This window comes from Ponticoccus litoralis, assembly GCF_039769985.1.
Classification (GTDB): domain Bacteria; phylum Pseudomonadota; class Alphaproteobacteria; order Rhodobacterales; family Rhodobacteraceae; genus Ponticoccus; species Ponticoccus litoralis.
In genome coordinates this window covers 1,074,657-1,087,338 of record NZ_JBDNCH010000002.1, presented here as the reverse complement: position 1 = coordinate 1,087,338, position 12,682 = coordinate 1,074,657, and the positions used below count along the sequence as shown (strand labels likewise).

The window sequence follows — 12,682 nt, the reverse complement described above, 5'->3', positions numbered from 1 at the left end:
GCGCGGGCGGTGACGCGGCACATGCGCGAAGAACCGGCAGGGACGGAAGGGCGGGTGGTGCCCGTGCAGCCACGGGCCGAGGGGCATCTGAGCCTCGCGACCAAGGCGCGCGGCGAAACCTCTGCCATCGACCGCCTGCGCGCACAGGGGGCGATGAAGGCGCTGTTTCCGCGCCGGGCGGATCGGGGTGTCGAGGCCATCGTCATCAACACCTCCGGCGGACTGACCGGCGGCGACCGGCTGACGGTCGAGGCCCGGGCCGGGGCGGGCTCTTCGCTGTGCCTGACCACGCAGGCGGCAGAGCGCGCCTACCGTGCCGCCTCTGGCGTGGCGCGGGTCGAGACGGTGCTGGCCGCCGAGGCGGGGGCCGAGATGCTCTGGCTGCCGCAGGAACTGATCCTCTTCGAGGGTGCGCGGCTGGAGCGGCGGCTGCGCGTCGCGCTTGCGCCCGACGCGCGGTTCCTGCTGGTGGAGCCGGTGATCTTCGGCCGCGCCGCCATGGGCGAGGTGCTGCGTGACGTGCGGTTCCGCGACCGGATCGAGATTTTCCGGGCCGGGCTGCCGCTATATGCCGACGGGCTGTTCCTGCGCGGCGACGTGGCGGCGCAGATGGCGCGGCCCGCTCTGGGTGGCGGCGCCGGGGCCATGGCGCAGGTCGTCTATGCGGCCCCCGACGCCGGGGCGCAGCTGGCGCCGGTGCGCGCGCTTCTGCCGGCTTCTGGCGGGGCCAGCCTGCCGGGGCCCGATCTTCTGGTGGTGCGCCTGCTGGCCGGGGACGGCCACGCGCTGCGCAGCACCCTTCTGCCCATCCTCGGACCGGCTCAGCCGGGACCGGCTTCCGACGTCGTGGAGACTGTGACGAGATGAACCTGACCCCTCGCGAGAAAGACAAGCTGCTGGTGGCCATGGCCGCCGTGGTGGCCCGCAAGCGGCTGGAACGCGGGGTGAAGCTGAACCACCCCGAGGCGATCGCCCTGATCACCGACGCGGTGGTCGAGGGCGCGCGCGACGGGCGGTCGGTGGCCGACCTGATGCAGGCAGGGGCCGAGGTCGTCTACCGGGAGCAGTGCATGGCGGGTATCGCCGAGATGATCCACGAGGTGCAGGTCGAGGCGACCTTTCCGGACGGAACCAAGCTGGTGACGGTGCACAACCCGATCCGGTGACGCCTGTTGCGGGCGTCGGAGCAGGTATTTGGACCAAGAAGAAGCACGAAAGGGGTGACAGGATGAGAACGGGTTTGAGCGCGGCGGCTCTGGCGATGGCGGCTTCGGCGGCGGTGGCGCATGAGGGCGCGCATCTGCATCCGCATGGTGCGGGATCGTGGCTGACCTTGCTGGCGGCGGCGGCGCTGGTCGTGGTGGCGGTGGTTGTGGCGAGGACGGGCCGGTGATCCCCGGTGAGCTTCTGCCCGCCCCGGGGGTTCTGACGCTGAACGAGGGCCGCGCCGCCCTGACGCTGATGGTCGCCAATACCGGCGACCGCCCGGTGCAGGTGGGCAGCCATTACCATTTCGCCGAGGCCAACCCGGCGCTGGATTTCGACCGGGGTGCGGCGCGGGGCATGCGGCTGGACATCGCCGCCGGGACGGCGGTGCGCTTTGAACCCGGCCAGCGGCGCGAGGTGGTGCTGATCCCGATGGCGGGCGCGCGCCGGATCCATGGCTTCAACCAGCAGGTCATGGGCGCGCTCTAGACCTGCCGGCCCTTCCGGTTCCGGCGCGCGGTGCGGCGGGGCCGTCTTTCCCGAGGACCCGATTGCGATGACCGAGACACAGACCCGGGACCCCTTTGCCGTCATGCGGCTGTCGACCGACCTTGCCTGGATGACCGTCGAGGCGGGCGCCGTCATCTGGATGCGCTCGCTGGGCATGGTCGGCCTCTGGCGCATGTCCGAGAGCGAGCCGTTGCGCATGGTCGCCGAGAAGCAGGGCGCCTTTGCCGAGGCCGGGCGCGCGGCCTGTTCCGCCGCCTGGCGTGGCGCGGCGCCGGAGGCGGCGCTGGCCGCCGCCCTGCGTCCCTTGCGCATCGTCACCCGTTCCAACGCCCATCGGCTTGCCCGCCGCGATCCCGCGCCCCACGCGCCCCAATAGAAAGGCCCCTGCGATGCCAGCCACGATCAAGCGTTCCGATTATGCCGCGATGTTCGGCCCCACCACCGGCGACCGGCTGCGGCTGGCGGATACGGAGCTGATCATCGAGGTCGAGCGCGATCTGACCGCCGAGGCGGCGGGCGGCTACGGTGAAGAGGTGAAGTTCGGCGGCGGCAAGGTGATCCGCGACGGCATGGGCCAGAGCCAGGCCACCCGCGCCGAGGGCGCCGTGGACACGGTCATCACCAACGCGCTGATCGTCGACTGGACCGGGGTCTACAAGGCCGACGTCGGCCTGCGGGACGGGCGGATCCACAGGATCGGCAAGGCGGGCAACCCGGACACGCAGCCGGGTGTGACCATCGTCGTCGGCCCGGGGACCGAATGCATCGCGGGCGAGGGGCGTATCCTGACGGCGGGCGGCATGGACAGCCACATCCACTACATCTGCCCGCAGCAGATCGAGGACGCGCTGCACTCGGGTGTGACCACCATGCTGGGCGGCGGCACCGGCCCCGCGCATGGCACGCTGGCCACGACCTGCACGCCGGGGCCCTGGCACATCGGGCGCATGCTGCAGGCCGCCGATGCCTTCCCGATGAACCTCGCCTTCGCGGGCAAGGGCAATGCCTCGCTGCCCGCCGCGCTGAAAGAGCAGATCCGGGCGGGGGCCTGCGCGCTGAAGCTGCACGAGGACTGGGGCACCACCCCCGGCGCCATCGACTGCTGCCTCTCGGTGGCGGATGCCCGGGACGTGCAGGTGATGATCCACACCGACACGCTGAACGAGAGCGGCTTTGTCGAGAACACGGTGAAGGCCATGAAAGGCCGCACCATCCATGCCTTCCACACCGAGGGCGCGGGCGGCGGCCACGCCCCCGACATCATCAAGATCTGCGGCGAGAGCTTTGTTCTGCCGTCCTCGACCAACCCCACCCGGCCCTTCACCGTGAACACCATCGAGGAACACCTCGACATGCTCATGGTCTGCCACCACCTCGACAAGTCGATCCCCGAGGACGTGGCCTTTGCCGAAAGCCGCATCCGGCGCGAGACCATCGCCGCAGAGGACATCCTGCACGACATGGGCGCCTTTTCGATCATCGCCTCTGACAGCCAGTGCCATGGGCCGGGTCGGCGAGGTGCTGATCCGCACCTGGCAGACCGCCGACAAGATGAAGAAGCAGCGCGGGCGGCTGCCCGAGGAAACGGGCGACAACGACAACTTCCGCGTCCGCCGCTACATCGCCAAATACACGATCAACCCGGCCATCGCGCACGGGATCGGCCACGAGATCGGCAGTATCGAGGAAGGCAAGCGCGCCGATCTGGTGCTGTGGAACCCGGCCTTCTTCGGCGTGAAGCCCGAGATGGTGCTGATCGGCGGCACCATCGCCTGCGCGCAGATGGGCGACCCCAATGCCTCTATCCCGACGCCGCAGCCGGTCTATTCGCGGCCCATGTTCGGCGCCTACGGGCGATCTGTCGAAAACTCGGCGGTGATCTTCGTGTCGGAGGCGGCGCAGGCCGAGGGGGTGCGGGCGCGGCTTGGCCTCGCCAAGCAGACGGTTGCGGTGACCAACACCCGTGGCATCGGCAAGGCGGACCTGAGGCTGAACGACGCGCTGCCCCGGGTCGAGGTCGACCCCGAGACCTACGAGGTGCGCGCGGACGGCGAGCTGCTGACCTGCCAGCCGGCGACAGAGCTGCCGATGGCGCAGCGGTATTTCCTGTTCTGAGCGATGTCGGAACGGCTGCATGATGGCGATGGCCTCCACTGGTCCGCAGGCGGGGCTTTGGGCTTGCCGCACATGGTGAAGGACCGCGCGGAGGCCGCAGATGAACCGGCCAGCCGGGTTGGCAAAACCGGCGCCGGGCAGGCGTGCCGGATGACCAGCCGGAATGCGGCGCCGTCGACCGGGGTGATCCGGCCCGACGCCCGAAGGATCGGCAGCCGCAGGGGGCGCTTTCCTGTGCACCGCGCCCCGGGCCGGGTGCAGGGGGGGCAGGACGCCGGGCAAGTCCGGGCAGGGCATCGGCTGGCGTCACGGGCAATTGGCTATCGAAGCCCGCGTGATCCGCGGTTAAGCTTTTCGTGAAGAACAACAGGGAGACCCCGCCATGAGACCGCTCATCCTGATGGCCGCGATGATCGGCACCGCCGCCTCGGCGCAGGCCTGCCCGACGCAGGCCGATCTCGACCGCGGCATCCGCTTTGGTGTCGATGGCGACAGCACAGAGGTCTTCACCCGGGGCGAGGGCCCGGGCATCGTGACGTCGATCTTCACCAATGGGGCGGGCGAGCGGACGCAAAGCCTGCTGGCGCAGGGGGTCTACCTGCTCGAAGCGCGCAGCCTCGAAGAGGGGGACGCGTGGCGCAGCGCCTATGCCTTCGAGATCAACGCCGACGAGATGCCGCTGCCCGTGCCCGGGGGGCAGGCCAGTTTCACGGTTATCTTCAGCGGCGACGGCAGTTTCTCGCAGGAGCGGCAGGTGTTCCGTTTCGGCCCGGCGACCGAGACGCAGATCGGCGCGTGCCGCTACGGGATGATCCCGGTCGAGGTCGAATACGGGTCGGACGAGGGGCTGACGGATGTCCTGCACTACCTGCCGGACCTCGGGCTCAGCCTGTTTGTCGAAAGCCGCTACGACGGCGGCGTGGATACCTACGATTACAACAGCGTGGAGGCCGTGGAATGAGCGGATTGCCGGTGGCGCAGGTCCTGCATCGCGCCGGATCATGGAGCGGCGCGGCGCAGAGCGTCGTGCTGGATTACGAGGCGCGGTTCCTGCGCCGCAAACGGCTGGTGACAGAGGCGGGGCTGTCCTTCGTGGTGGATCTGGCGCAGACGACCTCTCTGGACGAGGGCGACGCGCTGGAGCTGGCGGGGGGCGGCCTTGTGGCGGTGCGCGCGGCGGAAGAGCCGGTGCTGGAGGTGCGTGGCCCGCTGGCGCGGCTGGCATGGCATATCGGCAACCGGCACACGCCCTGCCAGCTGCTGGATGACTGCCTGCTGATCCAGCGCGACCCGGTGATCCGCCACATGCTGGAGCATCTCGGCGCCGATGTCACGGAGGCCATGCGCGCCTTCACCCCCGAGGGCGGCGCCTATGGTCACGGACGCACCCATGCGCATGAACACGGGCACACGGCCCATGCGCAGGACCACGGGTCGGACAAGCCCGCGCAGGATCACGGCCACGCCCATGGGCAGGCGCATCGTCACGGGCCTGCGCAGAGCCATGACCATCCGCACGGCCAGGGCCATGCGGAGGAGGGCGACGACCCCGCGCACCGGCATCGCCACGATACCGACCATGCCCATTGACGCCCGCCTGCTGACGCTGACGCAATGGCTTTCGCCGGCCTACCCGGTGGGGGCCTTTGCCTTCTCTCACGGGCTGGAAGCGGCGGTGGCAGAGGGCCGGGTCACAGAGGCCGCCTCGCTGGCGGCTTGGCTGCGGGATATTCTGGAAGAGGGCTCGGGGCGGACGGATGCCATCCTGATCGGACTGGCCGCCGAGGCCGGGGACATCACGACGGTTGAGGCTCTGGCCCGCGCATGGCAGCCTTCGGCGGAACGGCTGCGCGAGGCCGAGCGTCAGGGCGCGGCCTTCGCGCGGGTGACCGCAGAGGTCTGGGCCCTCGACCTGCCGCCGCTGCTGCTGCCGGTGGCTTTGGGCCGGGCCGCGCGCCTGCAGGGGCTGGACACGGAGGCGGTGACGGCCTTGTACCTGCAGGCCTTCGCGGGCAACCTTGTGTCGGCGGCGCAGCGCCTGATGGGGCTGGGCCAGACCGGGGCGCAGGCGGTGCTGGCCGGTCTTGCGCCGCTCTGCCTGATGGTGGCGCGGCAGGCGCGCGGGCAGGGTGCCGGGGATCTGTGGTCGAACGCCATTGCCTCGGACATCGCCTCGATGCGGCACGAGGTTCAGGAGCCGCGCCTGTTCCAGTCGTGACGGCTGCGGCTGCGGCGGGGGCGTTTTCCGTGACGGAAAACGGCCCGAATTCTTTGGAAGAATTCGGCACCGGCGGCGGTCGGGCCGGAAGGAAGGACAACGAGAGATGACAGGCATGAACGGCCCGCTCCGGATCGGTATCGGCGGACCGGTCGGCGCGGGAAAGACGACGCTTACCGCCCGGCTGGCGGAGCGGCTGAAGGATGCGTTTTCGATCGGGGTGATCACCAACGACATCTACACGCAGGAAGACGCAGAGGCGCTGATGCGCATGCAGATCCTGCCCGCCGACCGGGTGATCGGCGTCGAGACCGGCGGCTGCCCGCATACGGCGATCCGCGAGGATGCCTCGATCAACCTTGCCGCCGTGGCCGAGATGGTCCGGCGCCACCCCGAGGTCGAGATCGTGCTGATCGAGTCGGGCGGCGACAACCTGTCGGCCACCTTCAGCCCCGAGCTGGCCGACCTGACGGTCTACGTGATCGACGTGGCGGCGGGCGAAGAGATCCCGCGCAAGGGCGGACCGGCGATCCGGCGCTCGGATATCCTTGTCATCAACAAGACCGACCTTGCGCCGCATGTGGGTGCCTCGCTCGAGGTGATGGAGCGGGACGCGACGCGGGTGCGCGACGGGCGGCCCTTCCTCTTCACCGCGCTGCGCGCCGGAGAGGGCGCCGACCGGGTGGTTGCCGAAATCCGCGCGCAGGCCGGGCTATGAGCGGGCCGCGGATCGTCGTCATCGGCGGAGGCATCGCCGGGATCAGCGCCGGGGCGGCGCTGGCCTCTGACGCGCAGGTGACCGTGCTCGAGACAGAGCCGCAGCCGGGCTATCATTCGACCGGGCGCTCGGCGGCGCTGTACATTCGCAACTACGGCAACGCGGTGCTGCGGGTGCTGAACGCCACCGCCGGACCGGCGCTGGAAGGCGGGCTGCTGGGCGAGAGCGTGCTGGGCCCGCGCGGCGCCCTGATGCTGGCGGGCCCCGAGGAGATGGCGGCGCTGGAGGACTATGCCGCCGGGTCCTCGGGGTTGGAGCGGATGACGGCGCGCGAGGCGGCCGAGATCGTGCCGATCCTGCGTGTCGAGCGGATCGAGGCGGTCGTGCTGGAGCGCGACGCGCAGGACATCGACGTGGACCGGCTGCTGCAGGGCTGTCTGCGGCTGATGCGGCAGCGCGGCGGCACGCTGATGACCGGGGCGCCGGTCACGGCGCTGGCGCGCGACGGCGCGGGCTGGCGCATCGAGGCGGGCGGCGAAGTGCTGACCGCCGATATCGTGGTCAACGCGGCGGGCGCCTGGGCCGATCGGGTGGCGGCGCTGGCCGGTCTTCCGCCGGTCGGGCTGGTGCCGAAGCGGCGCTCCGCCGTGCTGATGGCGGTGCCGAACCCGGCGGAGGAGGTCGGGCGCTGGCCGCTCTTCGGGTCGGTGGCGGACACCTGGTACGCCAAGCCCGACGGCGGGCGGCTGATGATCTCTCCGGCGGACGAGGACCCGGTGGAGCCCGGCGACGCCTGGCCCGACGATATGGTGCTGGCCGAGGGGCTGGACCGGTTTTCGCAGATGGTCGACGTGCCGCTGGTGCGGCCCTCGCATTCCTGGGCCGGGCTGAGGAGCTTCGTGGCCGACAAGACGCCGGTGGTGGGCATGGACCCGCTGGCGCCGGGGTTCTTCTGGCTGGCGGGGCAGGGCGGCTACGGGGTGCAGACCGCGCCCGCGCTGGCGGCGCTGACGGCGGCGCTGTGCCTAGGCGGGAGGCCCGCGCTGGATGCGGACACGCTGGCGGCGCTGTCGCCGGAGCGCTTCGCCCGGGGCTGAGGGGGCGTTTCCGGGCGCAGGGTCGCGCCCGGGGCCGCTGCCGGATTTCGGTATTTGGGCCAAGAAGAAACGCAAGGGTGGGGCGGTCGGCGACCCCCGCGCCTGGGCCGCGGTTGCGGGGGGCAGGGCATGCCGAGGCCTGTGCGTCTTTGCGGAGAAGAGGCCCGGAGAGGGGGGCGATGCGGTGGATTGGGAGGCCTGCGGGCGCCCTGTCCGGCGGGGCTGCGAGGGTTACTCCTTGATGAAACGCTGCATCATCCGGACCTCCTGTCCGCGCATCAGGCCCCAGGCGGTTTCCATGTGGGCGGTCATGATCGCCCGGGCGGCGCCGGCGTCGCCTGCGCGCAGCGCCATGACGAGGCGGGTCTGGTAATCGGTGCCGCGGCGCCAGAGTTCGGCATTGGGCGGCTCGTAGAGGTGGCGGTGGACCGTCAGGTCCGAGAGCAGGTTCACCATGAAGTCGATGATGAAGCCCAGGAGCGGGTTGTCGGACTGTTCCGCCAGCAGCGCGTGGAAGCGCAGCGAGGCGACGTGCTGGGCGGCCTCTTCCTCGAGCGTCTGCGAGGGTTCGGCGTATTCCGAGATGTTCTCTTCGAGCCGGGCCAGCGTGTCCTCGTCCAGCGTTCCGGCCAGCGAGGCGGCAAGTTCCGGTTCCAGCGCGAGGCGCAGGCGGTAGATGTCGCCGATGGTCAGGTCCTTGAAGTAGAAGTAGTTCCCCAGCAGCGCCTTGGCGCGGGCGCGGCTGACCTCGTGCACGAAGTTGCCGCCGCCGGGGCCGGTGCGGGTCTTGATCAGCCCCTGCGCCTCGAGGATGCGCATGGCCTCGCGGATGGTGCCCTTGGCCATGCCGAAGCGGTCCATCAGCTCGGCCTCGCCCGGCAGCCGGTCGCCCGGCGTCAGGCCCTGTTCCACCACCCAGGACTTGATCGCCTCGGCCACCTGCGCCGGGCGGCTGCGTTTCGGTTCACGCCTCTTCGGGGTGGTGGCAGGCGGCAAGGTGGTCCTCTCCCATGTCTCTCAGTGCCGGGTCCTCGGTGCGGCAGAGGTCGGTCGCTTTCGGGCAGCGCCCGGCAAAGGCGCAGCCCACCGGCGGGTTGAGCGGGTCGGGCAGTTCGGTGCCCTTCTGCTCGGGCGGGGCCAGGGGGCGGCCCACGACCGGCGCGCTTGCCGCCAGAAGTTTCGTATAGGGGTGGCGGGGTGCCTTGAAAATGCGTTTCGCATCGCCGATCTCGACCACCGCGCCGAAATACAACACCATGACCCGGTCGCTGACCGCCTCGACCACGGCGAGGTCGTGGCTGATGAAGAGGTAGGTCAGGGTGTATTCCTCGCGCAGCGCCGCGAGCAGGTTCAGCACCTGCGCCTGCACCGAGACATCCAGCGCCGAGACCGGCTCGTCCAGCACCATGATGCGGGGGCTTGCGGCCAGCCCCCGGGCGATGCCGATGCGCTGCGCCTGCCCGCCCGAGAACTCGTGCGGATAGCGGTCCAGAAAGGTCTCGCGCAGGTTCACGCTGTCGAAGATCTCGGCAATGCGGGCCTCGCGCTGCGCCTTGTCCATGCCGTGGAGGCGTTTCAGCGGCACCTCCATGATCTGGCGGATCGACTTGCGCGGGTTCAGCGAGGAGATCGGGTCCTGAAAGACATACTGGATGAGGCGTCCGAAGGCGGCGGGGTCGGCGTTGTCCAGCGCCTTGCCGGCGATCTCGATATGGCCGGTCGAAGGCTCCAGCAGGCCCACCAGCATCCGCGCCAGCGTGGACTTGCCGCACCCCGACTCGCCGACGATGCCGAGGGTTTCGCCTTCGGCCACGCTGAAAGACAGGGGCCGGACGGCGCGCACCCCTGCGCGGGAGCTGCCGAAAAGACCGGTGCGCAGCGGGAAGGTCTTGGAGAGGTCGGTGACCTGCAGGGCGATGGTCATGTCACGGCCTCCTCGGGGTGGATGCAGCGGACCCTGCGCGTGGTGCCCGCCAGCGGGATCGGGCTTTCGGTGCAGGCCTCTGTGCGTTTGCGGCAGCGGGGCGCAAAGGCGCAGCCCGGCGGCAGCTCGTCGACCGAGGGCGGCAGGCCGGGGATGGCCTCCAGCGCGCGCTGGCCGCCGCCCAGTTCCGGCACGCAGGCGATCAGGCGGCGTGTGTAGGGGTGGGCTGCGGCCTCCAGCACCGCCTGCGTCGGGCCTTCCTCGACGATCCTGCCCGCATACATCACCGCGACCCGGTCGCAGAGCTGCGCCACCACGCCGAAGTCATGGGTGATGAAGACGATGGCCAGCCCGCGTTCGCGCCGCAGCGCATCGAGCAGGGCGAGGATCTGCGCCTGCACGGTCACGTCCAGCGCCGTCGTCGGCTCGTCGGCGATGATCACGTCGGGATCGTTGGCCAGCGCCATGGCGATGCCGACGCGCTGGCGCATGCCGCCCGACATCTCGTGCGGATAGTCCCTCAGGCGGCTTTCCGGGTTGGGGATGCGGACGTCCTTCAAGAGGCCAAGTGCCCGCTCCATCGCCTCGGCCTTGGGAATGGCGTGGTGCACGAGGATCGCCTCGGCCAGCTGGTCGCCGATCCGGTAGAGCGGGTGCAGCGTGGCCAGCGGGTCCTGGAAGATATAGGCGACGTTCTGACCGCGCTTCTGCCGCAGCTTGCGGAAGGGGGCGTCCAGCAGGTCCTCTCCGTCGTAGCGCACCGCGCCGCCGGTGATCACGCCGGGGGGCGAGGCGACAAGGCCCATGACCGACAGCGCCGTGACCGACTTACCCGATCCGCTTTCGCCGATGATGCCAAGGCATTCGCCCTTCTCGACATGCAGGGTGACGCCGCCGACCGCCTCGTAGACGCGGGGGCCGACGTGGAACTGCGTCTGCAGGTCTTGCAGCGCCAGCAGCCCCTTGCCATCGGCGGCGGGCACGGGGCCAGAACGGGCGACCCGCGTGCGGGGCAGGGGGCGCGACAGCGCGCCCGAACGCAGGCGCGGGTCCAGCGCGTCGCGGATGCCGTCGCCCAAGAGGTTGATGCTCATGACGATCAGGAAGATCATCACGCCGGGCACGATCGAGGTATGCGGCGCGGTGATCATCGCCGCCCGCGCCTCGCCCAGCATCGAGCCCAGATCGGCCTGCGGCGGCTGCGAGCCAAGGCCGAGGAAGGACAGGCCAGCGGTTTCGAGGATCATCCAGCCCACGGTCGTGGACATGGCGATGACGATGGTCGACAGCACGTTGGGCAGCAGTTCCGTCAGGATGATCCGCGTGTGGCCGAGGCCCGCCAAACGCGCCGCATCGATGAATTCGCGCCGGGCGAGGCTGACGGTCATCCCCCGGATATTGCGCGCGAAGAAGGGGATGTTCACGGCGGCCACGGCGATCAGCGCGTTCATCAGCCCGGGGCCAAGCGCCGCGACGATGGCCAGCGCCAGCAGGATGTAGGGAAAGGCCATCAGCATGTCGACGCCGCGCATGATGATGTTGTCCACGCGCCCGCCGAAGTAGCCTGCGACGATCCCGATGGCCGAGCCGATGGTGGCCGCGATCACCGCCGCCGCGACCCCGATGGCAAGGCTGAGGCGCGTGCCATGCAGCAGGCGCGCCAGCAGGTCGCGGCCAAGGTGGTCGGTGCCCAGAAGGTGACCTTCGGAGAAGGGGCGCAGGAACTTGTCGGCGGTGGCGGTGGTGTCGGGGTTCTGCAGCGGCAGCACCGGCACCAGCAGCACCAGCAGCAGGATCACCCCCAGGACAACGGCCCCAAGCGCGGCCAGACGGTTGCGGAAGACGAGGCGCGCGAAGCTCATGTCTTGATCCTCGGATCCAAGAGGCTTTGCGCCACGTCCACCATGATATTGAACAGCACGTAGCAGGCGGCCACGAAGACCACGCCGCCCTGCACCAGCAGGATGTCGCGCTTGAGGATGGCATCGACCAGCATCCGCCCGACACCGGGCCACTGGAAGACGATCTCGATGTAGACCGCGCCGGACAGGACAAAGCCCGCCTGAATGCCCAGCACCGGGATGATGCTCACCATCGCCGCGCGCAGGGCATGGCCGTAAAGCACCCGGCGCTCCGGCACACCCTTGGCCCGCGCGGTGCGGATGAAGTCCTGCCGCAAGACCTCCAGCATGGCCGAGCGAGACAGCCGCGCGATCACGCCGGTGGCCACGGCGGCCAGCGCCAGCGCGGGCATCACGAGATGTGCCAGAAGGTCCGGCAGGTCGCCGCCGCCATAGATCGCGTACATGCCCGACACCGGCAGCCAGCGCAGCTTCACCGCGAAGAGCAGGATCATCATCATGCCAAGGAAGAAGGAGGGGACCGAAATTCCGATCAGCACCGTGAAGGTGATCGCCTTGTCGGCCCAGCCATACTGCCGCGCGGCCGATACCACCCCGGCAAGGATGCCCAGCACCGAACACAGCACAAAGCTCGTTCCCGCCAGCACCAGCGTCGCATTGAACCGGTCGAGGATCTCGTCCAGCACCGGGCGGTTCAGGCTGAAGGATCGCCCGAAATCGCCGGTCAGCATATTGCCAAGCCAGATGAAATACCGCTGCACCATGGGTTTGTCCAAGCCCAGATCCCGGTTCAGCTTTTCGACGTTGTCGGGTGTCGCGTAGGAGCCAAGGATCGCCGTCGCCGGGTCGCCCGGGATCATCGCCATGATCAGGAACACGATCACCGTGATCCCCAGAAGCACCGGCACCGCCGACACCAGCCTTTTCAGGATATAGGAACCCATGCCTGGACCTCCGGCTGGGGTGAAGGACCACCAAGCCGCCCATTCGGGCGCCCCTGCTTCTCTGGTCCGAAAATACCTGCGGGGGTTG

At 69.9% G+C, this 12,682-nt stretch carries 14 protein-coding genes and 1 pseudogene; 11 read left to right on the top strand and 4 right to left on the bottom strand.

All coding sequences use genetic code 11. From position 1 onward, the window contains the following. The first annotated feature begins 9 nt into the window (after positions 1 to 9). From ABFB10_RS06425 to ABFB10_RS06375, 11 genes and pseudogenes are all read left to right on the top strand, one after another. Positions 10 to 867, top strand: a complete 858-nt coding sequence (locus tag ABFB10_RS06425; RefSeq protein ID WP_347165872.1) for an urease accessory protein UreD — start codon at positions 10 to 12, stop codon at positions 865 to 867. Beyond that, positions 864 to 1,166, top strand: coding sequence for an urease subunit gamma (locus ABFB10_RS06420; RefSeq protein WP_347165871.1), 303 nt, complete (start codon positions 864 to 866; stop codon positions 1,164 to 1,166). Before ABFB10_RS06425 ends, ABFB10_RS06420 begins: the two co-directional genes overlap by 4 nt. A gap of 62 nt (positions 1,167 to 1,228) precedes the next feature. After that, positions 1,229 to 1,393 carry a peptidase M23 gene (locus ABFB10_RS06415; RefSeq protein WP_347165870.1) on the top strand — a complete coding sequence of 55 codons (165 nt, stop codon included), beginning with the start codon at positions 1,229 to 1,231 and terminating at the stop codon, positions 1,391 to 1,393. Further along, on the top strand, positions 1,390 to 1,695 hold the full coding sequence (locus ABFB10_RS06410) for an urease subunit beta (RefSeq protein WP_347167951.1): 306 nt from the start codon (positions 1,390 to 1,392) through the stop codon (positions 1,693 to 1,695). The genes ABFB10_RS06415 and ABFB10_RS06410 overlap by 4 nt, the downstream gene beginning before the upstream one ends. A 67-nt stretch (positions 1,696 to 1,762) precedes the next feature. Beyond that, on the top strand, positions 1,763 to 2,092 hold the full coding sequence (locus ABFB10_RS06405; protein WP_347165869.1) for a hypothetical protein: 330 nt from the start codon (positions 1,763 to 1,765) through the stop codon (positions 2,090 to 2,092). Positions 2,093 to 2,105: 13 nt separating this feature from the next. Continuing rightward, positions 2,106 to 3,831 (top strand): annotated as a pseudogene (gene ureC / locus ABFB10_RS06400) (urease subunit alpha). A 382-nt stretch (positions 3,832 to 4,213) separates the two neighbouring features. Further along, positions 4,214 to 4,792 (top strand): hypothetical protein, encoded by a 579-nt coding sequence (locus ABFB10_RS06395; protein WP_347165868.1) that lies wholly within the window; start codon positions 4,214 to 4,216, stop codon positions 4,790 to 4,792. Next, positions 4,789 to 5,421, top strand: a complete 633-nt coding sequence (locus ABFB10_RS06390) for an urease accessory protein UreE (protein WP_347165867.1) — start codon at positions 4,789 to 4,791, stop codon at positions 5,419 to 5,421. The genes ABFB10_RS06395 and ABFB10_RS06390 overlap by 4 nt, the downstream gene beginning before the upstream one ends. Further along, the gene (locus ABFB10_RS06385; RefSeq protein WP_347167950.1) at positions 5,417 to 6,049 is read left to right on the top strand and encodes an urease accessory protein UreF; all 633 of its coding nucleotides are present in this window, start codon (positions 5,417 to 5,419) and stop codon (positions 6,047 to 6,049) included. Before ABFB10_RS06390 ends, ABFB10_RS06385 begins: the two co-directional genes overlap by 5 nt. 106 nt (positions 6,050 to 6,155) lie before the next feature. Further along, entirely contained in the window at positions 6,156 to 6,767 is a 612-nt protein-coding gene (gene ureG / locus ABFB10_RS06380) for an urease accessory protein UreG (protein ID WP_347165866.1), read from the top strand. Continuing rightward, a complete protein-coding gene (locus tag ABFB10_RS06375; protein ID WP_347165865.1) occupies positions 6,764 to 7,864 on the top strand; it encodes an NAD(P)/FAD-dependent oxidoreductase in 1,101 nt (366 codons plus the stop codon). The genes ureG and ABFB10_RS06375 overlap by 4 nt, the downstream gene beginning before the upstream one ends. A gap of 231 nt (positions 7,865 to 8,095) precedes the next feature. Here the strand turns inward: ABFB10_RS06375 and ABFB10_RS06370 are convergent, their stop codons facing one another. The 4 genes from ABFB10_RS06370 to ABFB10_RS06355 are packed head-to-tail and all read right to left on the bottom strand — an operon-like array spanning position 8,096 to position 12,594. Next, positions 8,096 to 8,860: a FadR/GntR family transcriptional regulator gene (locus tag ABFB10_RS06370; RefSeq protein WP_347165864.1), complete on the bottom strand. Its 765-nt coding sequence runs from the start codon at positions 8,858 to 8,860 to the stop codon at positions 8,096 to 8,098. Beyond that, positions 8,829 to 9,788 carry an ABC transporter ATP-binding protein gene (locus tag ABFB10_RS06365; protein ID WP_347165863.1) on the bottom strand — a complete coding sequence of 320 codons (960 nt, stop codon included), beginning with the start codon at positions 9,786 to 9,788 and terminating at the stop codon, positions 8,829 to 8,831. The genes ABFB10_RS06370 and ABFB10_RS06365 overlap by 32 nt, the downstream gene beginning before the upstream one ends. Next, positions 9,785 to 11,650 carry a dipeptide/oligopeptide/nickel ABC transporter permease/ATP-binding protein gene (locus ABFB10_RS06360; protein ID WP_347165862.1) on the bottom strand — a complete coding sequence of 622 codons (1,866 nt, stop codon included), beginning with the start codon at positions 11,648 to 11,650 and terminating at the stop codon, positions 9,785 to 9,787. The genes ABFB10_RS06365 and ABFB10_RS06360 overlap by 4 nt, the downstream gene beginning before the upstream one ends. Continuing rightward, positions 11,647 to 12,594: an ABC transporter permease gene (locus tag ABFB10_RS06355; protein WP_347165861.1), complete on the bottom strand. Its 948-nt coding sequence runs from the start codon at positions 12,592 to 12,594 to the stop codon at positions 11,647 to 11,649. The genes ABFB10_RS06360 and ABFB10_RS06355 overlap by 4 nt, the downstream gene beginning before the upstream one ends. Between the last annotated feature and the right edge of the window lie 88 nt (positions 12,595 to 12,682).